27 protein-coding genes are annotated in these 25,989 nt (G+C 36.4%); 16 read left to right on the top strand and 11 right to left on the bottom strand.

What is annotated here, in order from left to right; translation table 11 throughout:
• The first annotated feature begins 143 nt into the window (after positions 1-143).
• The 11 genes from fusA (at position 144) to DQM95_RS08895 (ending at position 13,739) form a co-directional block, all read left to right on the top strand.
• On the top strand, positions 144-2,222 hold the full coding sequence (fusA, locus tag DQM95_RS08945) for an elongation factor G (protein WP_037592623.1): 2,079 nt from the start codon (positions 144-146) through the stop codon (positions 2,220-2,222).
• Positions 2,223-2,531: 309 nt separating this feature from the next.
• Positions 2,532-3,542 carry a type I glyceraldehyde-3-phosphate dehydrogenase gene (gap, locus tag DQM95_RS08940; RefSeq protein WP_037592632.1) on the top strand — a complete coding sequence of 337 codons (1,011 nt, stop codon included), beginning with the start codon at positions 2,532-2,534 and terminating at the stop codon, positions 3,540-3,542.
• A gap of 148 nt (positions 3,543-3,690) precedes the next feature.
• Entirely contained in the window at positions 3,691-4,887 is a 1,197-nt protein-coding gene (locus DQM95_RS08935; RefSeq protein ID WP_037592633.1) for a phosphoglycerate kinase, read from the top strand.
• A gap of 590 nt (positions 4,888-5,477) precedes the next feature.
• Positions 5,478-5,987 carry an FUSC family protein gene (locus DQM95_RS08930; protein WP_015911927.1) on the top strand — a complete coding sequence of 170 codons (510 nt, stop codon included), beginning with the start codon at positions 5,478-5,480 and terminating at the stop codon, positions 5,985-5,987.
• A gap of 87 nt (positions 5,988-6,074) precedes the next feature.
• Complete coding sequence (locus DQM95_RS08925) at positions 6,075-6,446, top strand: MerR family transcriptional regulator (protein WP_015911926.1); 372 nt, start codon at positions 6,075-6,077, stop codon at positions 6,444-6,446.
• Between the two features lie 42 nt (positions 6,447-6,488).
• Entirely contained in the window at positions 6,489-7,835 is a 1,347-nt protein-coding gene (glnA, locus tag DQM95_RS08920) for a type I glutamate--ammonia ligase (protein WP_015911925.1), read from the top strand.
• 222 nt (positions 7,836-8,057) lie between these two features.
• Entirely contained in the window at positions 8,058-9,716 is a 1,659-nt protein-coding gene (locus DQM95_RS08915; protein WP_037592637.1) for a peptide ABC transporter substrate-binding protein, read from the top strand.
• A gap of 74 nt (positions 9,717-9,790) precedes the next feature.
• Positions 9,791-10,705, top strand: a complete 915-nt coding sequence (locus DQM95_RS08910) for an ABC transporter permease (RefSeq protein WP_015911923.1) — start codon at positions 9,791-9,793, stop codon at positions 10,703-10,705.
• 9 nt (positions 10,706-10,714) lie between these two features.
• A complete protein-coding gene (locus DQM95_RS08905) occupies positions 10,715-11,746 on the top strand; it encodes an ABC transporter permease (RefSeq protein ID WP_015911922.1) in 1,032 nt (343 codons plus the stop codon).
• Positions 11,747-11,757: 11 nt separating this feature from the next.
• Entirely contained in the window at positions 11,758-12,804 is a 1,047-nt protein-coding gene (locus tag DQM95_RS08900; RefSeq protein WP_015911921.1) for an ABC transporter ATP-binding protein, read from the top strand.
• Positions 12,804-13,739 carry an ABC transporter ATP-binding protein gene (locus tag DQM95_RS08895; RefSeq protein ID WP_015911920.1) on the top strand — a complete coding sequence of 312 codons (936 nt, stop codon included), beginning with the start codon at positions 12,804-12,806 and terminating at the stop codon, positions 13,737-13,739. Before DQM95_RS08900 ends, DQM95_RS08895 begins: the two co-directional genes overlap by 1 nt.
• A 96-nt stretch (positions 13,740-13,835) precedes the next feature.
• Here the strand turns inward: DQM95_RS08895 and rnjA are convergent, their stop codons facing one another.
• On the bottom strand, positions 13,836-15,518 hold the full coding sequence (rnjA, locus tag DQM95_RS08890) for a ribonuclease J1 (protein WP_037592640.1): 1,683 nt from the start codon (positions 15,516-15,518) through the stop codon (positions 13,836-13,838).
• Position 15,519: 1 nt separating this feature from the next.
• Positions 15,520-15,750, bottom strand: a complete 231-nt coding sequence (locus DQM95_RS08885) for a DNA-dependent RNA polymerase subunit epsilon (protein ID WP_037592642.1) — start codon at positions 15,748-15,750, stop codon at positions 15,520-15,522.
• Between the two features lie 281 nt (positions 15,751-16,031).
• Between DQM95_RS08885 and tsaB the strand changes: the two genes are divergently transcribed.
• The 3 genes from tsaB to tsaD are packed head-to-tail and all read left to right on the top strand — an operon-like array spanning position 16,032 to position 18,160.
• Positions 16,032-16,724 (top strand): tRNA (adenosine(37)-N6)-threonylcarbamoyltransferase complex dimerization subunit type 1 TsaB, encoded by a 693-nt coding sequence (gene tsaB / locus DQM95_RS08880; RefSeq protein ID WP_037592644.1) that lies wholly within the window; start codon positions 16,032-16,034, stop codon positions 16,722-16,724.
• A gap of 7 nt (positions 16,725-16,731) precedes the next feature.
• Positions 16,732-17,157 (top strand): ribosomal protein S18-alanine N-acetyltransferase, encoded by a 426-nt coding sequence (gene rimI / locus DQM95_RS08875; protein WP_046393730.1) that lies wholly within the window; start codon positions 16,732-16,734, stop codon positions 17,155-17,157.
• Positions 17,147-18,160 (top strand): tRNA (adenosine(37)-N6)-threonylcarbamoyltransferase complex transferase subunit TsaD, encoded by a 1,014-nt coding sequence (tsaD, locus tag DQM95_RS08870; RefSeq protein ID WP_046389692.1) that lies wholly within the window; start codon positions 17,147-17,149, stop codon positions 18,158-18,160. The genes rimI and tsaD overlap by 11 nt, the downstream gene beginning before the upstream one ends.
• A gap of 112 nt (positions 18,161-18,272) precedes the next feature.
• On the opposite strand, the gene rpsN is transcribed toward tsaD, so the two are convergent.
• Positions 18,273-18,542 (bottom strand): 30S ribosomal protein S14, encoded by a 270-nt coding sequence (rpsN, locus tag DQM95_RS08865; protein WP_015911914.1) that lies wholly within the window; start codon positions 18,540-18,542, stop codon positions 18,273-18,275.
• 169 nt (positions 18,543-18,711) lie between these two features.
• On the bottom strand, positions 18,712-19,884 hold the full coding sequence (locus DQM95_RS08860; RefSeq protein ID WP_015911913.1) for a BaiN/RdsA family NAD(P)/FAD-dependent oxidoreductase: 1,173 nt from the start codon (positions 19,882-19,884) through the stop codon (positions 18,712-18,714).
• Positions 19,885-20,238: 354 nt separating this feature from the next.
• Here DQM95_RS08860 and DQM95_RS08855 point away from each other — a divergent pair, with 354 nt between their 5' ends.
• Both DQM95_RS08855 and DQM95_RS08850 read left to right on the top strand, forming a co-directional pair.
• A complete protein-coding gene (locus DQM95_RS08855; RefSeq protein ID WP_015911912.1) occupies positions 20,239-20,766 on the top strand; it encodes a DUF536 domain-containing protein in 528 nt (175 codons plus the stop codon).
• 48 nt (positions 20,767-20,814) lie between these two features.
• Positions 20,815-21,402 (top strand): 3'-5' exonuclease, encoded by a 588-nt coding sequence (locus DQM95_RS08850; protein WP_037592646.1) that lies wholly within the window; start codon positions 20,815-20,817, stop codon positions 21,400-21,402.
• 44 nt (positions 21,403-21,446) lie between these two features.
• Here DQM95_RS08850 and DQM95_RS08845 read toward each other — a convergent pair whose 3' ends face one another.
• The 7 genes from DQM95_RS08845 to DQM95_RS08815 form a co-directional block, all read right to left on the bottom strand.
• The gene (locus DQM95_RS08845) at positions 21,447-21,746 is read right to left on the bottom strand and encodes a YbaB/EbfC family nucleoid-associated protein (RefSeq protein ID WP_015911910.1); all 300 of its coding nucleotides are present in this window, start codon (positions 21,744-21,746) and stop codon (positions 21,447-21,449) included.
• 77 nt (positions 21,747-21,823) lie between these two features.
• Positions 21,824-22,975 carry a site-specific integrase gene (locus DQM95_RS08840; protein WP_037592648.1) on the bottom strand — a complete coding sequence of 384 codons (1,152 nt, stop codon included), beginning with the start codon at positions 22,973-22,975 and terminating at the stop codon, positions 21,824-21,826.
• Positions 22,972-23,223 carry a DUF3173 family protein gene (locus DQM95_RS08835; protein ID WP_037592649.1) on the bottom strand — a complete coding sequence of 84 codons (252 nt, stop codon included), beginning with the start codon at positions 23,221-23,223 and terminating at the stop codon, positions 22,972-22,974. Before DQM95_RS08835 ends, DQM95_RS08840 begins: the two co-directional genes overlap by 4 nt.
• Positions 23,204-23,794, bottom strand: coding sequence for a replication protein (locus tag DQM95_RS08830; protein WP_037592651.1), 591 nt, complete (start codon positions 23,792-23,794; stop codon positions 23,204-23,206). The genes DQM95_RS08835 and DQM95_RS08830 overlap by 20 nt, the downstream gene beginning before the upstream one ends.
• A gap of 164 nt (positions 23,795-23,958) precedes the next feature.
• Positions 23,959-24,363 carry a hypothetical protein gene (locus DQM95_RS08825; protein ID WP_230082274.1) on the bottom strand — a complete coding sequence of 135 codons (405 nt, stop codon included), beginning with the start codon at positions 24,361-24,363 and terminating at the stop codon, positions 23,959-23,961.
• Positions 24,364-24,578: 215 nt separating this feature from the next.
• A complete protein-coding gene (locus DQM95_RS08820) occupies positions 24,579-25,655 on the bottom strand; it encodes an AAA family ATPase (RefSeq protein WP_037592653.1) in 1,077 nt (358 codons plus the stop codon).
• Entirely contained in the window at positions 25,655-25,969 is a 315-nt protein-coding gene (locus DQM95_RS08815) for a hypothetical protein (RefSeq protein WP_037592654.1), read from the bottom strand. The genes DQM95_RS08820 and DQM95_RS08815 overlap by 1 nt, the downstream gene beginning before the upstream one ends.
• Positions 25,970-25,989 lie beyond the last annotated feature (20 nt).

Below are 25,989 nucleotides of genomic sequence, written 5' to 3'. Positions count from 1 at the left end.
AAAACTTTTTGGAAAGTTTTATTTACTCAATTGCTTAAACACCAACTAATAAATAGCATTACGGGTAGGTCCTGCCTATCCGTTTTTTATAAATAGTGCTATAATAGACATATCAAATAAAAAATAATAGGAGAAACAACCTAATGGCTCGCGAATTTTCACTAGCAAAAACTCGTAATATCGGTATCATGGCTCACGTCGATGCTGGTAAAACAACTACAACTGAGCGTATTCTTTATTATACTGGTAAAATTCATAAAATTGGTGAAACACACGAAGGTGCTTCACAAATGGACTGGATGGAACAAGAACAAGAACGTGGAATTACAATCACATCTGCTGCAACAACTGCACAATGGGATGGACACCGTGTAAATATCATTGACACACCAGGACACGTGGACTTTACAATTGAAGTTCAACGTTCACTTCGTGTACTTGATGGTGCTGTTACCGTTCTTGATGCACAATCAGGTGTTGAACCTCAAACAGAAACTGTTTGGCGTCAAGCAACTGAATATAGAGTTCCACGTATCGTTTTTGCTAATAAAATGGATAAAATCGGTGCAGACTTCCTATATTCTGTAAGCACATTGCATGATCGTCTTCAAGCAAATGCACACCCAATTCAATTGCCAATTGGTTCAGAAGATGATTTCACAGGTATCATTGACTTGATTAAAATGAAAGCTGAAATCTATACTAATGACCTTGGTACAGATATCCGTGAAGAAGATATTCCAGCTGAATATGTTGATCAAGCAAACGAATACCGTGAAAAATTAGTTGAAGCAGTTGCTGAAACTGATGAAGAGTTAATGATGAAATACCTTGAAGGTGAAGAAATCACTAATGAAGAACTCATGGCTGGTATTCGTAAAGCAACTATTAACGTTGAATTCTTCCCAGTATTATGTGGTTCTGCCTTTAAAAATAAAGGTGTTCAATTAATGCTTGATGCAGTTATTGACTACTTACCAAGTCCATTAGATATTCCTGCTATTAAAGGTGTAAATCCTGATACTGATGCTGAAGAAACTCGTCCAGCTTCAGATGAAGAACCATTTGCAGCTTTAGCCTTCAAGATTATGACGGACCCATTCGTAGGTCGTTTAACTTTCTTCCGTGTTTATTCAGGTGTTCTACAAAGTGGATCATATGTTATGAATACTTCTAAAGGTAAACGTGAACGTATTGGACGTATTCTTCAAATGCACGCAAATACTCGTCAAGAAATTGAAACAGTTTACTCTGGAGATATTGCAGCTGCTGTTGGTTTGAAAAACACAACAACTGGTGATTCTTTAACTGATGAAAAAGCACAAGTTATTCTTGAATCAATTGAAGTTCCAGAACCAGTTATCCAATTAATGGTTGAACCAAAATCTAAAGCTGACCAAGATAAGATGGGTGTTGCCCTTCAAAAACTTGCTGAAGAAGATCCAACCTTCCGCGTTGAAACAAACGTTGAAACTGGTGAAACAGTTATTGCAGGTATGGGTGAACTTCACTTAGATGTCCTAGTTGACCGTATGAAACGTGAGTTTAAAGTTGAAGCAAATGTTGGTGCTCCTCAAGTATCATACCGTGAAACATTCCGTGCTTCTACACAAGCTCGTGGATTCTTCAAACGCCAATCAGGTGGTAAAGGTCAATTTGGTGATGTTTGGATTGAATTTACTCCAAACGAAGAAGGTAAAGGATTCGAGTTCGAGAATGCAATTGTCGGTGGTGTGGTTCCTCGTGAATTCATCCCTGCAGTTGAAAAAGGACTTATTGAGTCAATGGCAAATGGTGTTCTTGCTGGATACCCATTGGTAGACGTTAAAGCAAAACTTTATGACGGATCTTACCATGATGTCGATTCATCAGAAACTGCCTTCAAGATTGCTGCTTCACTTGCTCTTAAAGAAGCTGCTAAATCAGCACAACCATCAATCTTAGAACCAATGATGTTAGTAACTATTACAGCTCCAGAAGATAACTTGGGAGACGTTATGGGTCACGTTACTGCTCGTCGTGGTCGTGTTGATGGTATGGAAGCTCGTGGAAACGTACAAGTTGTTCGTGCTTATGTTCCACTTGCAGAAATGTTTGGTTATGCAACTATTCTTCGTTCAGCGACTCAAGGTCGTGGTACATTCATGATGGTATTTGACCACTATGAAGATGTTCCAAAATCTGTACAAGAAGAAATTATCAAAAAAAATCACGGTGAATAATCATTCGTAAAAAAGCTGAGAAATATCTCAGCTTTTTTTGATCTTTTATAAACAAAAGTTACAACAAAAATGACTAAAAACAATAATATATAACAGTGAAAACACTTACATAAGTATGTCCTATACCTTGATATTGCTGACTTCTTGATTTATGAAAATGGTTATTTTGTTTGCATTTTTTAAGAAATAGTTATATAATAGTTCTGTTGAAAGGTTATTTCGGATTTCTGTAAGTTAATCTTTTCACAATAGGTAGGGTTATTGCCCTTAATAATAATTCTTTTGATTTTCATAAGGAGGAAATCACTAATGGTAGTTAAAGTTGGTATTAACGGTTTCGGTCGTATCGGACGTCTTGCATTCCGTCGTATTCAAAACGTTGAAGGTGTTGAAGTAACTCGTATTAACGATCTTACTGACCCAAATATGCTTGCACACTTGTTGAAATATGATACAACTCAAGGTCGTTTCGACGGTACAGTTGAAGTTAAAGATGGTGGATTCGAAGTTAACGGAAACTTCATCAAAGTTTCTGCTGAAAAAGATCCAGAAAACATTGACTGGGCAACTGACGGTGTAGAAATCGTTCTTGAAGCAACTGGTTTCTTTGCTAAAAAAGCAGCTGCTGAAAAACATTTACATGCTAACGGTGCTAAAAAAGTTGTTATCACAGCTCCTGGTGGAGATGATGTTAAAACTGTTGTATTTAACACAAACCATGACATTCTTGACGGTACAGAAACTGTAATTTCAGGTGCTTCATGTACTACTAACTGTTTAGCTCCAATGGCTAAAGCTTTACAAGATAACTTTGGTGTTAAACAAGGTTTGATGACAACTATCCACGCTTACACTGGTGACCAAATGATCCTTGACGGACCACACCGTGGTGGTGACCTTCGTCGTGCTCGTGCTGGTGCAAGCAACATTGTTCCTAACTCAACTGGTGCTGCTAAAGCAATCGGTCTTGTAATCCCAGAATTAAATGGTAAACTTGACGGTGCTGCACAACGTGTTCCTGTTCCAACTGGATCAGTAACTGAATTGGTAGCAGTTCTTGAAAAAGAAACTTCAGTTGAAGAAATCAACGCAGCAATGAAAGCAGCTGCAAACGATTCATACGGATACACTGAAGACCCAATCGTATCTTCTGATATCATCGGTATGGCTTACGGTTCATTGTTTGATGCTACTCAAACTAAAGTTCAAACTGTTGATGGAAATCAATTAGTTAAAGTTGTTTCATGGTATGACAACGAAATGTCTTACACTGCACAACTTGTTCGTACTCTTGAGTACTTCGCAAAAATTGCTAAATAATTTTAGACTATTTTGAAAGGAAGAGATTCTCTTCCTTTTTTTTACGAAAAAATTGTGAAAAAAATAATTTATTATTTTCATATTTTGTGATTCTATTGAAAATTATGATATAATAAAGTGTATAAAAAATTTTAAGGAGTCTATCAAAATGGCTAAAATGACTGTTAAAGACCTTGATTTAAAAGGTAAAAAAGTTCTTGTCCGTGTTGACTTTAACGTACCTTTAAAAGACGGCGTTATCACAAATGACAATCGTATCTCTGCTGCCTTACCTACTATTAAATACATCATTGAAAATGGTGGACGTGCAATTCTTTTCTCACACCTTGGACGTGTTAAAGAAGAAGCTGATAAAGAAGGTAAATCACTTGCACCTGTTGCTAAAGACTTATCAGAAAAACTTGGAACAGAAGTTGTTTTCCCTGGTGTTACTCGTGGTGCTGAATTGGAAGAAGCAATTAACGCTTTAGAAGATGGTCAAGTTCTCTTAGTTGAAAATACGCGTTTTGAAGATGTAGACGGTAAAAAAGAGTCTAAGAATGATCCTGAATTAGGTAAATATTGGGCTTCACTTGGTGATGGTATCTTTGTTAATGATGCATTTGGTACAGCGCACCGTGCTCATGCCTCAAACGTTGGAATTTCTGCAAATGTTGATAAAGCAGTTGCTGGATTCCTTCTTGAAAATGAAATTGCCTACATTAAAGAAGCAGTCGAAAAACCAGAACGTCCTTTTGTTGCTATCTTAGGCGGTTCAAAAGTTTCAGATAAAATTGGTGTTATTGAAAACCTTCTTGAAAAAGCTGATAAAGTGCTTATTGGTGGTGGAATGACTTATACATTCTACAAAGCTCAAGGTATCGAAATCGGTAACTCATTAGTTGAAGAAGATAAACTTGATATTGCAAAAGAATTACTAGAAAAATCAAATGGCAAATTAATCTTACCAGTTGACTCTAAAGAAGCAAATGCCTTTGCTGATTATACTGAAGTTCGCGATACTGAAGGTGAAGCTGTATCTGAAGGATTCTTAGGTTTAGATATCGGACCAAAATCAATTGCTAAATTTGAAGAAGCTCTTGAAGGTGCTAAAACGGTTGTTTGGAATGGACCAATGGGTGTCTTCGAAAATCCAGACTTCCAAGCTGGTACTATCGGTGTAATGGATGCCATTGTAAAACAACCAGGTGTTAAATCTATCATCGGTGGTGGTGATTCTGCAGCAGCTGCTATCAACCTAGGTCGTGCAGATAAATTCTCATGGATCTCTACAGGTGGTGGAGCCTCAATGGAATTACTAGAAGGTAAAGAATTGCCAGGACTTTCAGCTTTAACAGAAAAGTAAAAGTCGCCACCTGTTAGTCTCAGTAAAATCCTGATTTTGTAGAAAAAGGAAGCTAATGCTTCCTTTTTGTGTGAATGGAAGCACTTATGACGCGGTGGTGGAACCTCAATGGAATTATTAGAGGTAAGGAATTACCAGGCTTTTCAACTTTAACAGAAAAATAGGAGGTAATTCAGAAATCTACGATTCCGTAGCTACATCCCTAGAGATAGAATAGGTTGTTGGCTTTTGCAAAGTGGTAAACAGTTATTCAGTTACTGCGTCAAAAAAGGGTATTGAGAGAGTTGGTTTAACCAACTCTCTCTTTGTTATTTTAAATATGCAAATATAGTGATATTTTTAAAAAGTAACGGAGACTCAGTGGTAGTAACGTCAAGTTACTTTTATGAACTGCTATATGGTTTACTCGGTGTTAGGAAAGATTAACAAGGTAAAAGGTACCCCTTAAGGTACCTTTTTTGAAATATTGTTTCTATATCACAAAAATTTTTATGATGACCTCATGTTTTTTATCAACAAACAAATCTTCTATGACAAAAAAGATTAAAGTATGTTACACTAATTAATATTATTGCTATAAGGTGGTGACAATGAGATATAAATTTGAACCGAAAAAATTGACGTTAGGAATGAGAACCTTTAAAACAGGGTTGTCTGTCTTTTTAGTCTTATTAACTTTTCATCTTTTTGGTTTACAAGGGTTGCAAATTGGTGCCTTGACAGCTGTGTTTAGCTTAAGGGAGAGTATTGATCAAACCGTTTCTTTTGGGACGTCTAGGATTTTAGGAAACAGTATTGGTGGTTTCTTTGCTTTTATATTTTACCTTTTGCAGATTTATTTTCATCATCATTTTTGGGTAACGCTGATTTTTGTTCCAATTTTAACGATGTTAACCATTATGTTTAATGTCGCATTTAATAATAAGTCGGGAATCATAGGTGCTGTGTCAGCCTTGCTTATCATAACCTTGTCTATCCCTCAGGGGGACACGGTCTTTTATGTCCTTTCTAGAATTTTTGAAACCTTCTGTGGTGTTTTTATTGCAATATTGGTCAATACTGATGTGGAATGGTTGAGAAATAAAATATTCAGAAAATAAAAACATAATCGATGTCAGAAAATGTGACATCGATTATTGACATTTGGATTAATAATTCATATAATAGTGGGGTGAGAGGAGGTAGTCATGAAAGAAAAAGAACTAAGACGTTCTATGGCCGTTTTTCCAATTGGCACAGTTATGAAATTGACAGACTTATCTGCTAGACAAATTCGCTATTACGAGGACCAAGAACTGATTAAACCAGAGCGTACCGAAGGCAATCGTAGAATGTTTTCATTGAACGATATGGACAGATTGTTGGAAATCAAGGATTTCATTGATGATGGACTAAATATTGCTGCTATCAAACGTGAATATGAACATCGTAAAGATCGCAATAGTAAAAAAGAGAAGTCGTTAACTGATGCTGATGTGAGACGGATTCTTCGCGATGAACTCTTCAACCAAGGTGGTTTTTCATCACCATCTCAATCAATGGGCAACTTTCGTATTTAATTGACGATTAGGAATTTGGAAAAGTTAAGGAGAACTATTTCTATGACAATCACAGCTGAAGACATTCGTCGCGAAGTAAAAGAAAAAAATGTTACTTTCCTCCGATTGATGTTTACTGATATTATGGGAATCATGAAAAATGTGGAAATCCCTGCAACAGATGAGCAAATTGACAAGGTTTTATCTAACAAGGCTATGTTTGATGGTTCATCAATTGAAGGATTTGTACGTATTAATGAATCAGATATGTATTTATATCCTGATTTAGATACATGGATTGTGTTCCCATGGGGTGATGAAAATGGTGCAGTTGCAGGTTTAATCTGTGACATCTATACTGCAGAAGGTGAGCCATTTGCTGGTGATCCTCGTGGCAATCTTAAAAAAGCATTGAGACATATGGAAGAAGTAGGATATAAATCCTTTAATTTAGGACCAGAACCTGAATTCTTCTTATTTAAAATGGATGAACAAGGAAATCCTACTTTAGAAGTTAATGACAATGGTGGCTATTTTGATTTAGCACCAACAGATTTAGCTGACAATACGCGTCGTGAAATCGTAAATGTTTTAACTAAAATGGGATTTGAAGTTGAAGCAAGTCACCATGAAGTAGCAGTTGGACAGCATGAGATTGACTTTAAATATGCTGACGTGATGAAAGCTTGTGATAATATCCAAATCTTTAAATTGGTTGTTAAAACAATTGCTCGCAAGCACGGTCTCTATGCAACTTTCATGGCTAAGCCAAAATTTGGAATCAATGGTTCTGGTATGCACTGTAATATGTCATTATTTGATAAAGAGGGTAAAAATGCCTTCTATGATGAAAATGACAGCAAAGGAATGCAACTTTCTGAGGATGCCTACTATTTCCTAGGTGGCTTGATGAAACATGCTTACAACTATACTGCCATCATGAATCCAACAGTTAATTCATACAAACGTCTAGTTCCTGGTTACGAAGCACCGGTTTATGTAGCATGGGCTGGTCGTAACCGTTCACCACTTATTCGTGTTCCAGCTTCTCGTGGACAAGGGACACGCTTAGAATTACGTTCAGTTGATCCAACAGCAAATCCATATTTAGCGTTAGCGGTCTTGTTAGAAGCAGGATTAGACGGTATTGAAAATAAAATTGATGCACCAGAACCAGTTGAAGCTAATATCTACACAATGACAGTTGAAGAGCGTCAAGAAGCAGGTATCGTGGACTTACCATCTACTCTACACAATGCTTTAAAAGCATTACAAACAGACGATGTAGTTCGTGACGCTCTTGGTGAGCACATTTATACAAACTTTATTGAAGCAAAACGTATTGAATGGGCTTCCTATGCGACATTTATTTCACAATGGGAAATTGATAATTATTTACACAGTTATTAGAAAAATATCACTAAGGAAACTTAGTGATATTTTGCATATATTCAGTAAATTGTGTAATCATTAACAAGATAGCGGTTACAAATAAAGTTAGTTCTTCCCAATAGATATAAGGGTTTATAAAAATTTAATATCGAAATTTTCAGATAAATCTATTCCATTTCTCCAAAATTGTGGTATAATTTAATTTATCAACTTATATACGTTTGACTAGGAGGTCTATGAATGACAGCAGCACAAAAATCTACATTTAAGCGGTTCGGCCTAGGAGCTGTAACACTTGCTTCAGCAGCCCTATTGATGGCTTGTGGTAACAAGACAGCAGCAAAAAATGATAACAAAAATGAGATTAACTGGTACACACCAACAGAACTCATCACTTTAGACATTTCAAAAAATACTGACACTTATTCTGGTCTTGCAATCGGTAACTCAGAAAGTAACTTACTTCGTGTTGACGAAAAAGGGAAATTGCAACCAGACTTAGCTAAAAAAGTAGAAGTTTCAGAAGATGGTTTAACTTATACTGCAACCTTGAGAGATGGTTTGAAATGGTCTGACGGAAGTGAATTAACAGCAGAGGACTTTGTTTACACTTGGAAACGTATTGTAGACCCAGCAACTGCTTCAGAATATGCTTACTTAGCAACTGAATCACATTTATTAAATGCTGAAGATATTAATACAGGTAAAAACACTGATTTAAATTCTCTTGGTGTTAAAGCCGAAGGCAACAAAGTTATCTTTACATTGAGTGCACCTGCTCCTCAATTCAAGAGCTTATTGTCATTTGCTAACTTCATGCCTCAAAAAGAAGAATTTGTTACTAAAACAGGAAAAGACTATGGTACTTCTTCTGATAAACAAATTTATTCTGGTCCATACATTGTAAAAGATTGGAATGGTACAAGTGGTTCATTCAAATTAGTTAAGAATGACAAATATTGGGATGCTAAGAACGTTAAAATGAAAACTATTAACGTTCAAACAGTTAAAAAACCAGATACAGCCGTTCAAATGTATAAACAAGGCAAACTTGATTATGCAAACATTTCAGGAACATCTGCTATTTACAATGCAAATAAAAACAACAAAGATGTTGTTCCCGTATTAGAAGCAACAACTGCTTATATGGTATACAATCAAACAGGTTCTGTACCAGCATTGAGCAACCTTAAAATTCGTCAAGCATTGAACTTAGCAACAGACCGTAAAGGAATTGTGTCTGCAGCAGTGGATACTGGTTCTAAACCAGCAACAGCAATTGCTCCTACTGGACTTGCAAAACTTAAAGATGGATCTGATTTAACTAAATTTGTAGCTCCTGGTTATAAATATGATGAAAAAGAAGCAGGAAAACTTTTCAAAGAAGGACTTGCTGAACTCGGAAAAGATTCTCTTAAAATTACAATTACCGCTGATGCGGATGCACCAGCAGCTAAATCTTCAGTTGACTACATTAAAGAAACTTGGGAAAAAGCTTTACCAGGATTAACAGTTGAAGAAAAATTTGTTCCATTTAAACAACGTTTAGAAGATACAAAAAATCAAAACTTTGAAGTTGCTGTAGCACTTTGGGGTGGTGACTATCCAGAAGGATCAACTTTCTATGGTTTGTTTAAATCAGGTTCTGCATATAACTACGGTAAATTCACCAATGCAAAATTTGATGCTGCTTATGAAAAAGCTTTAACAACCGATGCATTAGATACAGACGCCGCAGCTAATGATTATAAAGAAGCAGAAAAAGCTCTTTATGATGAAGCAAACTATAACCCACTTTACTTCCGTAGCGGAGAAGGATTACAAAATCCAAGTATTAAAGGGTTAATTCGTAATTCAACAGGTCTTAATGTTGACTTTACCTATGCTTATAAAAAATAAGTAACATTACACCAGCAGCGAAATAATGCAAGAATTGGTCGCAAGCCAGTTCTTGCTTTTGTTAGAGGAAAAACATGATTAAATATCTTTTAAAACGTGTTGCCATCTTATTAGTGACACTATGGGTTGTTGTAACCCTTTCATTCTTCCTGATGCAGGTTATGCCAGGAACACCATATAACAGTCCTAAGTTGACTCAAGAAATGATTGCCATGATGAACAAGCAATATGGTTTGGACAAACCATTGTGGGAACAATATATTAAATATTTGTTTGACGTTTTACGTGGTGATTTTGGAACAAGTTATCAGTCTATCAACCAGCCTGTTTCTCGTTTAATTGCACAACGTCTTGGTGTATCCGTGCATTTGGGTATCCAAGCTTTAATCGTTGGTATTACATCAGGATTATTTGTAGGAGCTGTGTCAGCTCGTAACAAAAATAATAAAATCGATGCCGTTTTGAGTGTTATCTCAACTCTTGGAATTTCAGTTCCAGCTTTTATTATCGGTTTGTTATTATTGGACTACTTTGGTTTCAAGTGGGCTTTATTACCACTTTCAGGGTGGGGAAGTTTTGGCCAAACAGTCTTACCAACATTAGCCTTGGCAATTCCTGTATTTGCACAAGTCACACGATTCTTCCGTAGTGAAATGATTGAAACTCTTAATTCTGACTATATTCAATTAGCAAGAGCAAAAGGGTTGACTAAACGACAAGTGACAAATAAACATGCTTACCGTAACTCTATGATTCCAGTATTGACTTTAGTTGGTCCAATGGCAGCAAATATCCTAACAGGATCAGCCTTGATTGAACAAATTTTCTCAATTCCAGGAATTGGTCAGCAATTCGTGTCGTCTATCCCAACTAAAGATTACCCAGTTATTATGGGAACTACTATTGTGTATGCCTTGATGCTTATGGTAGCAATTTTGATTACAGATATTGTGATTAGTCTTGCGGATCCACGAGTACGTCTAGGATAGGAGAGTATCATGCTAGAAGAAACAAGAACATTTAAACTTGTGGGTGCGGGTTCATCTGACTCACAAGAGAAAATTGAAAAGCCAGCATTATCTTTCCTACAAGATGCTTGGCGTCGATTAAAACATAATAAATTAGCTGTTGTTGCTATGGTCTTTTTGGCTGGATTATTATTATTTGCAATTGGTTCAAATTTTGTTGTATCTAAACAAGACGCTAATAGTTTTAATAGTAAAAAAGTAAGTATTTATCGTAATTTACCTCCAAAATTAAGTGCCAACCTACCAGTATGGAATGGAAGCATCACTTATGCAGGAAATACTGAGCCAAATGATGCTTACGCTGACCAAGGTGTTCCAGAAAATGAAAAATTTATTTTAGGAACTGATAATTTAGGACGTAGTCTTGGTAAACGAATTACAGTTGGTATCAGAATTTCACTATTAATTGCAATTGTTGCTACTTTTATTGACTTAATTATTGGTGTAACTTATGGATTGGTTTCAGGTTTTACTGGTGGTAAAGTGGATACCATTATGCAAAGGATTATTGAAGTTATTTCTTCAATTCCAAATTTAGTTATTGTAACCATGCTAGGTCTTTTATTAGGAAATGGAGTCTTGTCTATTATCATTTCCATCGCCATCGTTGGATGGACCTCTATGGCACGTCAGGTTCGGAATTTGACCTTATCCTATCGTGAACGTGACTTTGTTTTGGCTTCCCGTGCATTGGGTGAAAGCAACTTAAAAATTGCTTTTAAACACATTTTGCCAAATATTTCTGGAATCATCATCGTTCAGATTATGATGACAGTACCAAGTGCTATTATGTATGAGTCAGTATTATCAGCTATTAACCTAGGTGTTAAACCACCAACTGCTTCACTTGGTTCATTAATTACAGATGCGCAGGAGAACCTACAATATTATCCATATCAGGTTATTCTACCTGCATTAGCACTTGTCTTTATCTCACTTGCCTTCATTCTTTTAGGTGATGGTTTACGTGATGCATTTGATCCAAAATCAAGTAACGACTAGGAGGGAAGAAAATGTCAAAAGAAACAATTTTGAGTGTTAACAACCTCCATGTCGATTTTAAAACTTATGCTGGAGATGTTAAAGCTATTCGCGATATTAACTTTGAGTTAAAAAAAGGTGAAACGCTTGCTATCGTTGGTGAATCAGGTTCTGGGAAATCTGTAACAACGAGAACCTTAATGGGATTAAATGCAAAAAATGCCACTATATCAGGTGACATTGATTTCAAAGGGAGAAAGCTCAATGAGCTTAAAGAACAAGATTGGGTTAAAGTTCGTGGTAAAGAAATTGCGATGATTTTCCAAGACCCAATGACCAGTTTAGACCCAACAATGAAAATTGGCATGCAAATTGCAGAAGCTATCTTGATTCACGAAAAAGTATCTAAAGCTGACGCATTATCACGTGCATTAGAATTGATGAAACAAGTTGGCATTCCAGATGCTGAAGAACATATTAATGATTATCCACATCAATGGTCTGGTGGTATGAGACAACGTGCGGTAATTGCCATTGCTCTTGCCGCTAATCCTGAAATTCTCATCGCAGATGAGCCAACAACAGCCTTGGATGTAACCATTCAAAATCAAATTTTAAAATTGATGAAAGAATTACAATCACAAATTTCATCTTCTATTATTTTCATCACCCATGATCTTGGTGTGGTAGCTGGTATGGCTGATCGTGTAGCGGTAATGTATGCTGGGAAAATTGTTGAGTATGGAACTGTAGATGAAGTATTCTATAATCCACAACACCCATATACATGGGGATTATTGAATTCCATGCCAACGACTGATACAGAAGCAGGAAGCTTGCAATCTATTCCAGGAACACCTCCTGACTTATTGAATCCTCCAAAAGGAGATGCATTTGCAGCTCGTAATGAATACGCTCTTGATATTGATCATGAAGAAGAGCCACCAATGTTTAAAGTCAGTGAAACACACTATGCTGCAACATGGTTATTGGATGAACGTGCACCTAAGGTAACACCTCCTCTTCCAATCCAAAAACGTTGGGCAAAATGGGCTGAAAAAGAAAGGGGACAAGCTTAATGACTGAAAATCGTAAAAAATTAGTTGAGCTCAAAAATGTCTCTCTAATCTTTAACAAAGGCAAAAAAAATGAAGTGAAAGCCATTAATAATGTTAGCTTTGACATTTATGAAGGCGAAGTATTTGGACTGGTTGGTGAATCAGGTTCAGGTAAAACAACTGTTGGACGTGCGATATTAAAACTTTATGATATCAATGAGGGTGAAATTATTTTCAATGGCGAAAAAGTTTCTCATCTCAAAGGTAAGGAATTACATGAGTTCAGAAAGAATGCTCAAATGATTTTCCAAGATCCTCAAGCAAGTTTGAATGGTCGTATGAAAATCAGAGATATTGTTGCTGAAGGACTTGATATCCATGGCCTAACCAAAACGAAACAAGAGCGTGAAGATAGGGTTCAAGAATTGTTAGAGCATGTTGGACTTAATAGAGACCACGTGACACGCTATCCACACGAATTCTCTGGAGGACAACGTCAACGTATTGGCATTGCTCGTGCCCTTGCCGTTCAACCTAAGTTTATCATCGCTGATGAACCAATTTCAGCACTGGATGTATCCATTCAGGCACAGGTTGTTAACCTCATGCAAAAATTACAAGAAGATAGAGGTTTGACCTATCTCTTTATCGCCCACGATTTGTCAATGGTTAAATACATTTCTGACCGAATTGGGGTTATGCATTGGGGTAAAATGCTAGAAATTGGAACATCTGATGATGTTTACAATAACCCAATCCATCCTTATACAAGAAGTTTGCTTTCAGCAATTCCAGAGCCAGATCCAGACATTGAGCGTCAGCGTGTCGCAGAAATCTATGACCCAAGTGCTGAGGATGATGGACAAGAAAGAGAAATGCGTGAAATTACACCAGGACACTTTGTTCTATCAACAGAAGCAGAAGCTGCTGAATACAAAGCAAAATGCCAAAAATAAAAAAGATGTTTTCCACTTCCTAGAAAAGCTAATACCTTTCACAGAGAAGTGGGAAGCATTTTTTGAAAAAAAACTTCAATCATGAGATTGAAGTTTTTAGTCTTTATCAGGGGTTAGTATCATTGGAATAATGATAGGTTCACGTTCAGTTTTTTCATATAGGAAGGGTCTTAAAGCATTGACGATTGATCCATTAACAGATTGGATACTTGCTTCCTTATTTTTTAATGCAATACGGATGGCATTAAAGAGTACGCGTTGGCTTTCACGAATTAAGTCGCCGGATTCACGCATATAAATAAAGCCACGGCTTAAAATATCTGGACCAGCAAGAATCATTTGCGTATCAAAATCAACAGTTGCAACTGCAAGAACAACACCGTCTTCAGATAAATCACGTCTATCTCTTAAAACAGCAGTCCCAATATCACCAATACCATTACCATCGACATAGATGTCTTGTGCATTAAAGTGTCCCGCACGACGAGCAGAATCACTGGTTAAGGCAAGGACATCGCCGTTTTCCAAAATAAAGATATTCTCTTCAGGGATACCTGTATCTTGAGCTAGACCTGCATGTACCTTTTGCATTCGGTATTCCCCATGCACTGGCATGAAGTATTTCGGTTTCATCAAACGAAGCATTAGTTTTTGCTCTTGTTGACCTCCGTGACCAGAGGTATGAATGTTATTCACTTTACCATGGATGACTTCAACACCAGCTTCTTGGATGGTATTAATGAGCTTATTCACGCTAGTTGTGTTACCAGGGATTGGACTAGATGAGAAGATAACAGTATCTCCTGGCTGTAAAGTCACTTGTCTGTGGGTACCATTTGCAATACGTGCAAGTGCAGCCATAGATTCCCCTTGACTACCTGTACACATGATTAAAATCTCATTAGCATGGTAGTTTTTGATTTCATTTGGTTCAATGAAGGTACCTTTTGGAACTTTGATGTATCCAAGTTCAATACCATTCACAATTGCTTTTTCCATGGAACGACCGAAAACAACAATTTTCCGACCGGTTTTAACAGCAGCTTCGGCTGCTTGTTGTAAACGGTAAATATTTGAGGCAAAAGAGGCGAAAATAATCCGACCATGAATGCCTTCAATAATTTTTAAGATAGATTGACCGACCACTTTTTCCGAGTTGGTAAAAGTAGGCACTTCCGCATTGGTTGAATCAGATAGTAAGCAAAGAACACCTTCTTCACCAAGGGCAGCCATGCGATGGATATCAGCAGGGTCACCGACTGGGGTAAAGTCGAACTTAAAGTCTCCAGTACAAACAATTTTACCCTGAGGTGTATGAATCACGATACCTAGAGGTTCTGGAATTGAGTGAGTGGTTCGGAAGAAAGTCACACTCATATTTTTGAAGGTTAACTCAGTATTGTGATTAATCTCATACATTTTTGAGCCACGTAATAGTCCGTGTTCCTCTAATTTTCCACGAATCAAGGCAAGGGCTAAAGGTCCAGCATAGATTGGGATATTCGCTTGTTTTAAAAGAAAAGGAATACCACCGATATGGTCTTCGTGACCATGGGTAATTACCAATGCCTTAACGCGGTCAATATTGTCCACAATATAAGAGTAGTCTGGAATAACATAATCAATCCCCAAAAGATCATCTTCTGGAAATTTAATACCAGCATCTACAATGATAATTTCATCTTGATACTCAATACCGTAAGTGTTTTTCCCGATTTCCCCTAGTCCGCCAATGGCAAAAACGCCAACTTCATTAGGTTTTAAATCGATATTTGACATATTATAACTCCGTTAAAGCAAAAACACCTGTTTCTTTTTCATACTCGAGGTGTTTGTCAGAAAGAAGTTCAATATATTCAACGTTGTAAGCTGTTTTTTCTTCAACAAGTTTACGAGCTTTAATACGACCCTCTAATTCTGTTTCAGCATCAATTTCTATGTAAAGAGCTTGTGTTTTTTCACGGCGAGGACTACGCTCTTTTGTTTCTTGATAAAAAATTTTATAAATCATTTAAGTCATTTCCTTTCATTGTGAATCATCTATCCAAAACTATAACAAAGAAGTCAAATGATGGTGGCATTATGACCTTTTTTTGTATTCAATATTGTGTAGTAGTTTTAATCCTGATTCTGTGCAATTACTAAAATTATACCATAATTTAGGCTGTTAGTAAAAGCATAGCTAGAAAGATTTAGCATGACATAGACAGGGTCTGCTAAACGGACTTTTTGTTAAGAGTGTGTTCTTTATGGTATAATTGGGGAATAGAAAGTGACTGAAGAAAAGATAAGATGAAAATACTTGCATTTGATACCTCTAATAAAAGTTTATCCGTAGCCATCCTTGAAGATGACACACTATTAGCAGATCTTACCCTAAATATCAAAAAAAATCATAGTGTCAGTCTCATGCCGGCTATTGATTTTTTAATGTCAAACTTGGGATTAAAACCTACTGATTTAGAAAGAATCGTTGTTGCCGAAGGACCAGGCTCTTATACAGGATTGCGTGTAGCAGTGGCGACAGCAAAAATGTTGGCTTACACGTTAAAAATTGACTTAGTAGGCATTTCGAGTCTTTATGCTTTAGCAACAGGATTTGAAGACAGTGATTACTTAGTTGTACCATTAATTGATGCCAGACGACAAAATGTCTATGCCGGTATGTATAAAAATGGAGAACCCCTTCAAGCAGATCAACACATCAGTTTGAGTGCCTTATTAGCCCAATTACCAAATGATGAGAAGTTAGTTTTTACAGGGGAATGTTTGGCTTTTGAAGAGATCATTCGTGACGAAAAGCCGAAGGCCCTTTTAAAACCCAGCTTACCTTCAGCTTATGCTATTGGCTTGTTAGGAAAAGAGTTGCCAGCAGTCAATGTTGATGCATTTACTCCGGAATACCTTAAACGAGTTGAAGCAGAAGAAAACTGGTTGAAAGATCACCAAGCAGGAGATGAATCTCACTATATCAAGCGAGTCTAAGTCTAATATGAAATCTTTAATAGAAAAAATTGCGGCCGTCTATCAGATTTTGACAGATGCTCATGAGGTATCACCCTGGACCCAGGAGCAAATTGAAAACGATTTGATGTCCAAAGATGTTGATTATTTTTTTGCCTACGACCAAGAGAAAATCATCGGTTTTTTATCTCTGCAGCAATTGGTAGGAGAGTTAGAAATAACAAATATCGCCGTTTTAAAGGCCTATCAAGGCAAAGGGGTGGGGTCTCACTTGCTGACACACCTTGTGGATTATAACCTGCCAATCTTTCTGGAAGTAAGAGAGTCCAATTTAGCCGCGCAAGCTCTTTACCAGAAATATGATTTTAAAGTCGTAGGACATCGTCGAGATTACTACCGAAACCCTACTGAAGGGGCACTTTTAATGAAACGAGAAGGAGAAAATGAAAGATAGATACCTATTAGCTGTTGAGAGTTCGTGTGATGAAACCAGTGTTGCTATTTTAAAAAACGATGACGTCTTGTTGACCAACATCATTGCTAGTCAGGTAGAGAGCCACAAGCGTTTTGGTGGTGTGGTGCCTGAGGTTGCTAGTCGACATCATGTGGAAGTCGTCACTACTTGCTTTCAAGATGCCTTGGATGAGGCTGGTTTAGAAGCAAGTGATATTGATGCAGTGGCGGTTACTTATGGTCCCGGACTTGTTGGAGCTTTACTTGTGGGAATAGCTGCCGCTAAAGCATTTGCTTGGGCTAATCAAATCCCTTTGATTCCTGTCAATCATATGGCTGGGCACCTTATGGCTGCGCGTGAACAGAAAGAGCTGAGCTATCCGCTGATGGCTTTGTTAGTTTCCGGTGGCCATACTGAGTTGGTTTATGTGCCAAAAGCTGGAGAATACCACATCATAGGTGAGACACGTGACGACGCAGTTGGCGAAGCCTATGATAAAGTTGGTCGAGTCATGGGATTAACCTATCCTGCCGGTCGCGAAATCGATCAATTAGCACATCAAGGTCGAGATACTTATGATTTTCCAAGGGCAATGATTAAAGAGGACCATTTAGAGTTTTCCTTTTCTGGTCTCAAATCAGCTTTTATCAATTTGCATCATAATGCTCAACAAAAAGGAGAAAATTTAGTTCTTGAAGATTTATGTGCTTCTTTCCAGGCGGCAGTTTTAGATATTTTATTAGCAAAGACCAAAAAAGCCTTGGCCAAATATCCTGTTAACATGTTAGTTGTTGCTGGGGGGGTTGCAGCAAATCAAGGTTTAAGAGAACGGTTAGCAAGTGATATTACAGATACAGAAGTAGTGATACCTCCTCTACGCCTTTGTGGAGACAATGCTGGTATGATTGCTCTTGCGGCTGCAATTGAATATGAGAAGCACCATTTTGCTGGTTGGGATTTAAATGCCATTCCGAGTTTGGCTTTTCCAAACTATAAAGAATAACAAAAAAACCTGGTATCTTGGCATACCAGGTTTTTAGTGATAAATTGGCTACTATGATTACTAATAACGAAAACAAATACCTGCAAACTATTTGCTTTAAAGTGTAGAAAGTTTACCAGCTAGCTTTTGTAACTCCAGGCAGTTGCCCTTTGTGTGCTAAGTTACGGAAGTTGATACGGCTAACTCCAAACTGACGCATGTAAGCATGAGGACGCCCATCAATTTTGTCGCGATTTTTTAATCGGTTTGGATTGGAATCACGTGGCAACTTACGAAGAGCTTCGTAATCTCCAGCAGCTTTAAGCTCGCGACGACGTTCCGCATACTGTTCAATCAACTGGAGCTGCTTATGGTACTTGGCTATTTTTGATTTTTTTGCCATTACTTTCTCCTTAATGTATTAATAATCTTTGGGTTTATCAGGCCCTCAATTATTTAACTGGTAATTAACCGGTTAAACAATTATAAGCATATTATACTCTTTTTAAAATATATTGCAAGACTAAAATACAAAAAGAAAAGAACCAAGTTTTCTTGGTTCAGTGCTTTCTTTAATAATGTGGTGAGCCTGCTACCCAACCTGAACATAAGGCTGAGGTGATGTTAAAACCACCTGTGTGTGCATTGATATCAAGAACCTCACCGGCAAAATGCAATCCTGGAACTTTTTTACTTTCTAAAGTTTTTGGATTAATTTCTTTTAAATCAACCCCTCCTTTGGTAACAAAAGATTTGGCTAATGACATTTTACCTGTAATGGGAATGTTAAGGGCTTTGACACTGCCGACTAAATCCTCAATTTGAATTTTGTTAAGCTGTTTGATTTTTTCTGGATAATTCTGAGAAAGGAATTCGGCGACTCTTTCTGGAAGGACTTGCTTTAATGCATTCTTGACAGTTTTTTCCCGGTTGTCTTCCAATAATTGTTTGAGAAGGTCCTCCGAGGTCTGTGGCAAGAAGTCTAGCTCTGCGATTTCCCCACCATTGACAAATGAGGAAAGGCGTAATGCAGCGGGCCCGGATAAGCCAAAGTGGGTAAAGAGTAAATCGTGAGTAATGACGTGTTTGCCATATGAAAGGGTCACGTCATCTAGTGAAATACCTTGAAGGGCTTTATGAGGAAAATCAGTGAGCAGGGGGCTCTCCGCTGCTTCAAGCTCAGTTACTTGGATTTGAAAATGGCGAGCAATGTCATGGCCAAAGCCTGTAGAGCCAGTTGAAGGGTAAGATTTTCCACCTGTTGTGACAATTAATTTTTCACAAGTAAAGGTCTGGTCTTTGGATTTGAGTTGAAAAAGGTTATCCACTTTTTTGACGGATACGATTTCAGTTCCGGTTAGGATGTGACCACCAAGTTCCTTTATTTTCTTTTCTAACGCCTCAATAATGGTTCGCGATTTGTCAGTGGTTGGAAACATTCGTCCGTGATCTTCTTCTTTAAGTTTGACACCATTTTCCTGGAAAAAATGAATGATATCATGGTTATCAAATTGTGAAAAAACACTGTATAAAAAACGTCCATTGCCAGGAATACCGTCTATAAGTTCCTCAAGGGTCCCATTATTAGTGACGTTACACCGTCCCCCTCCGGTACCGGCTAACTTTTTACCTAGTCGTTTATTTTTTTCAATAAGAAGTGTATTAAAGCCATAATAGCTACTTGAAATAGTGGCCATCATACCTGCTGGTCCACCGCCAATGATGATTGTATCGTAGTTAGTCATACTTTAATCTTATCATATTCATACTGTTTAGAGTAGTTTTAACGTCCTTAAATTATGGCTGGGGGTATTCATTAGACAAGCCATTCGACTCAAGGTATAATAGAAGTAGTAAGAGATACATTTCACTTACTGATGATAATTGAATACAAGATAGAAATGGAGGCTTTTTCCTTGAAACCGTCTGAAAACTGAAAGGAAGGTGATCCCATATCTATGTCTCGAGCCGTACATTAGAACGGCTCTTTTGTTTGCTTGGCTTAATAGGAGCTTAACTTTACTGAAATTGACAGAATTCTAGTATTATGTTACTATTTTTAGTAAGAATATTCAGTATCGTTATAAAAAGAGGACAATATGGCAATTGAAAAAACAGTTAGTGAACTAGCTGAAATTTTGGGAGTGAGTCGTCAGGCCGTTAACAATCGTGTCAAAGCGCTCCCTGAAGAAGATCTTGATAAAAATGAAAAAGGTGTCACTGTGGTTAAGCGTAGTGGCCTTATTAAGTTGGAAGAAATTTATAAAAAAACCATTTTTGACGACGAACCAATCAGCGAAGAAACAAAACAAAGAGAGTTATTAGAAATTTTAGTAGATGAAAAAAATACTGAAATTACCCGTCTCTATAATCAATTAAAGGCAAAAGATGATCAATTAGCTGCCAAAGATGAGCAGATGCGTGTCAAAGACATTCAAATTGCGGAGAAAGACAAACAACTTGATCAACAACAACAATTAACAGCAAAAGCAATGGCTGATAAAGAAACCTTGAAATTGGAACTAGAAGAAGCAAAGGCTGAAGTTGTGGAAGCCAGAAGCCAAGTGGAAGAAGTTCAAGGAACTGTTGCTAAAAAAGGCTTTTTCAGTCGCTTGTTTGGAAAATAAGAGAGATGCCAAATTGACCCTTAGGGGTCTTTTTATCTAGGAGAAAATATGGAAACCTTAAGTCATTTTATAGCTTTTGATTTAGAATTCAATACGGTCAATGATAAGAGTCACTTGATTCAGTTATCAGCCGTTAAAATTGATGCTGACACAGAAATAGACCATTTTGATAGTTATGTCTACACTGATGTTCCATTACAAAGTTTTATCAATGGTTTAACAGGGATTACTGCAGATAAAATCGCACAGGCTCCCAAAATAGAAGAAGTATTAAGTGCTTTCAAGGCATTTGTGTCTGATTATCCCCTCATCGGCTATAATGCTCACAAATCGGATTTACCCATTTTAGCCGAAAATGGCTTGGATTTAAGTAATTACTACCGCGTGGATGTATATGATGAAGCTTTTGAGCGTCGTAGTACCGATTTAAATGGCATTGCCAATTTGAAATTAACAAGTGTTGCTGATTTTTTAGGCATCAAAGGACGTGGCCATAATAGTTTAGAAGATGCCCGCATGACAGCACGCATCTACCAACATTTTATGGAGCTTGATGCCAATAAAGCCTTGCTTGATCAACAAGAAACCATCTCAGGAGATAACCCGTTTGCTGATTTAAGTGGTTGGTTTGACTAATAAATAAAAGACAATGACCCTGTGTCATTGTCTTTTGCTTTTCCTTAGAAAGGTAATTTCCCGGCAAATGCTCCCATTGTTTTTTTAGTTGCCTCATCAATTTGAGCCAAGGCATCATTAATAGCTTGAGTTGTCATGTCTGATAAAGTTTCCATATCATCAGGATCGACAACAGCTTCTTTAAAATCAATGGAAACCATTTTTTTATCACCAGTAAAGGTAGCAGTCACTAAATCTTGAGCAGATTTTCCAACAAAAGTCATTGCCGCCAAATCAGCCTGCTTTTGTTCCATTTGTTTCTGAAGCTTTTGTGCCTGCTTCATCATGTTTTGCATATTCATCATAAGATATCTAAGATTCCTTTCGTATCAAGGGTTTAGACCCTGTTGTTTTTTTATAATTGCCTTACACTGCCTTATTGTTAAAAATTATCAAAAGCAGATGCAATCTCTTTTTGTTGTGTAGGAAATAAATGTGAGTATACATTTATTGTTGTGTTAATTGATGAGTGTCCCAGTCTTTTCATTAAAGTAAAGAAGATATAGTCCTTTCCCTCACCATTTCGAAGTCCCTCTGAAACTAAGAATGCTGCGTGAGAATGTCTAAAATCGTGATTACGAATTAATTTTAAATTTGGAGGTAATCTTTTTTTCAAAATCGTTCTGAAGTTTGAAACATTTGGTGTAGTTAACACTTGAGGTGTATTTTGAAAAATTTGTAAGCTCTCTAAATCTGTTGTGAAATTCCCAAGTAAATTTGCTTGGACATTTTTCCACTCTTCTAATTCTGTCACAAAAGAATCATGGATATAAATCCTTCTATTTGACTGAGTAGTTTTTACTGAACCAATATGTAACTCATTATTTCTAAAGTAAGCCGAATATTTAATATCAATATACTTTTCAACAAGATTGACATTATTCCAAGTTAATGCAAGAGCTTCCCCCATCCTTATGCCTGTATACATAAGAACTCTATATAATAATTGAAATGAATACTCATCCTCATTGAACAAACTATCAAATAGTTTAAATTGTTCAGGTGTATAAAAGCTCATTTCCTTATGTCTTTCAGGTAGTCGACGTATACCAGAGCAGGGATTATCTTGCCTTAATTGATTGCTAATAGCGACTTCAAATAGTTTATGTATAAAAATCATTTGTTGATTGATATGACTATTTGAAAGTGTTCCGCCTTTTAAACTAGGTTGGGAACGTAACCAATCCCTATAATCTTTTATATCAAATATAGTAACTTTACTCATATCAGCTTTAGCAAAATAAGTTGAAACATATTGTCTAAAATAGGACTCTTGAGTGTCTATCGTTCCTCGTTTGTTTCCACGAATTTCATCTTCATATTTTACTAAACTATAAAGATAGTGAATTGATATTTTATCTTTATAGGATACTTGATGAAGTTTATTTAGACGATAGTCAGCTTCATATTGCTCAGCATCTCGCCTTGACTTAAAATCAGATTTTCTATGACGTCTCTGTTCCCCAGTTACAGGGTCATAACCATCACTTATATCCACCTTCCATTTTTTATTTTTTTGTCTAGTTACTGTCATTGAGACTCCTCTCTTTTTAAGACAGTATCTTTCTGTACGATATTTATTATATCATTTTCACTTGATAACTCAATTCCAAGAAGTTCCTCAATTGTTTTCAGTGGGACTTTACCAATTTTTTTGTTTGAATACCAATCAAATCCTTGAGAGGTTAATCTTTGTTTAGCGTTTCTAATTAGTTTTTTTGTCTGGCTTTCAGTGAGTCCAGTAAGTTTCATTATATCGGTTTTATTTACTAATTTTATCATTAGTATGGCCTCCTTTACCATGACGTCTTGAATCAAGGTATTTTGCAAAAAAATATGTTTTATCGATGATGAATTTAAGTAAAATACGATCTTCTTGTCTAGCATATTGAACTAATCTACTAAATTCTATAAAGTTATAATCTTCGATTATGTCTATGACATTTGATAAAAACATATCATTATTGTTATTAATAAGAAATTCCTCAAGATTAAAGCCACAACCTGATTCAATATCCTCGATGTTATATTGAGTTTTTTCTGGATTCTCTGCATGAACAAAGTAATCATACATTCCCTTGGGAGACATAACCACCTCTACATGAGCCGGTGAATTTAATTTTTCGGTTAGTAATTCAGACACCTGAGAATAGCTTTTGAGAGAATCAAAGAATAATGCACCATGTTTGTGAGATTTCTTAAATTCTCCTGTTTTTGTGTTAATATCTTGATCATGCCAGGGGCTTAATATAAATGGAATATGTAGTGATTCTAAAATTTCTATGTAATTATTAGGAACGCTTTCCTTATAAATCAGAAAGGCCCACTTATTGGATCGTTTATCTTTAGTCAAAAATATTACCTTTGTCTTTCTGTATGGATTGTAAATCAATTCACAAATTTTATGATTGTTGATTGATGATGTAATGGGAAGTCGTAGTAGTCCCATTACAAATTATTAGTTATGAAAAGGCTGTGCTATTGGCGTTCACTTCGTGAGCCTAGCCAGCCTTTTCCTTACCTTCTTGTTCCAATATACCAGAGACTATTACCTTCCCTGTTTGGTGCAGAGAAATAGTAGTTAGGATTTTGATTTGAAACTTCCTCTTTAATATGTTCTTCCATGTCTTTCAATAACTTTTGAGATTGTTGTGTCTTAGGGTATTGGATATATATAATAACTGATTTATTACGGACATCCACAAGACACTTCTCTATTGCCTGATTAAATTGTTCTAATATTGGATTTAACTTAGTTACAGTTGTTTGATCATCAATAGATATGACAGACTCTGACTTTTCTTCCTGCTTTAGAAATTGTCTTAGGTGTCTTGTTTGATGTAGGGACTTGAAATAATTCCAGAAATTATCTTGCCTAATACGTATCATAAACTCAGTTAAAAGTAATGTGATAGGAATCATAAGTATTCCATACGTAAGGAATTTTAAGTAGTGTAAAAAAATACTTAGATATTGTAAGAAAATATTGATAAGGCTACCTAACGGTTCTATACTAATGGAGCCTATACTTATTTTTAATAATAAGACTCCAATATATAAAAACATACTAGTAAAACCAAGGAAGAAGGAAGTTTCTATGACAGAATATGTTTTTTGAAAGAAAGTTTTTTTCATATTTAGATTATTCCTTTCCTTGTGTAATAAGTAGGACAAAGTAATGGAAGTACTTGATAAGGGTGTTCATTATCAATAATTTGAATCAAACCAGTTCCCTTACCTATTGGGATAACAATACCTTCTGGGTCCAAGTCAGGGAATAGAAATTGTGTGGTCTTCTTATTGATATTTCCGATTTGAATCAATACATTTAACTGCTCACGAACTGATACAGGAATTGTATTGTGGTCGAAACGCTGGCTAACTAATAGTAGATGGACTTTAGTTGCCCGACCAAGAAGTGCAATTTGTGATAAGAGGGAAAAGAAAGAATCTTTTATTGTTCTGTTAACACCCTCGCTCAAAGCTAATACTTCATCAATGACAATAGTTAAATGGTCAAACTGATGTTCAGGATTATCATAAAGAATTTCTTGGCGTTGCTGAATGAGGTTTAGGCAAGTGCTGAGATTCTCATTGATTTCTGAAACAAAATCCGATTTTGAGCGATTCTTTTGGGGGTGAATCACAGCAATATCATTTTCACGAGCCCAACGAGATGGGGTATCGAACTTAGGATCTACGATAATGAGTTCAGAAGAATTTTTTAATAAACTTAAGAAGTAAGTTAATGCATATGATTTCCCAGAGCCACTATTTCCAGCAATAGCTAATGAGGTTACCTTATTAAAGTTTAGAGTGAGATTCTTCATAATAGGAATAACTTCTTTTTCTTGTATCTTTGAGAAATCATCTAGATCTGAAATTATCAGTCGTTCTGAGACTCCTTTTTTCCATGGAAAGAACAACCCGCGTTGAATGTGTATATCATCTGTGTCCAAAGCCATAAAATAGGCTGAATTTTGTTTGAGAAGTGTATACCTAGGGTAGAGAGAAGCATTAGCTATTAGAAAAATTTTCTGATAAAGTTCATCGTCGATAATATAGCCAGCTGGTAACCGTGGAACAAATAGGAAACCATGAGACAATATTGTTATGTCAAAGCTATTAGTATAGCTAGTCTCACCTTGCATAAGAGATCCAAGTCCCATATTAAGGCTTTGGATTAGATATTGCTTTAACTCTTTTTTTGTCACTATTTAACCTCTTTAAGACCATTAGCGCGAAAGTATACATTAAATCCTACTTCACAGGCTTCTAATTGATCAAATTCGATAGGGGATAAATAGTTAGGTAAATTTATCTTAGATTCAAATTTAACTTGAAAAGGTGGAAGTCCTTTTTGTGAGAACCATGCTTTATAAGCGATGATTTCATCTGTAGGTTGGTTATCTTCAAATTTTAATTGTGGTTCTAGTTCAACAGATAACAATTGAATAGCATGTTTCGTGTCAATATATTGACTGGCAGTATTGGCAGAATAGCCACTTTGACGATTTCTTGTTTTCATAGTAGTTTACCTCTTTAAAT

The organism is Streptococcus uberis, assembly GCF_900475595.1.
Lineage (GTDB): Bacteria > Bacillota > Bacilli > Lactobacillales > Streptococcaceae > Streptococcus > Streptococcus uberis.
This window is presented reverse-complemented; position numbering and strand designations above follow the sequence as displayed.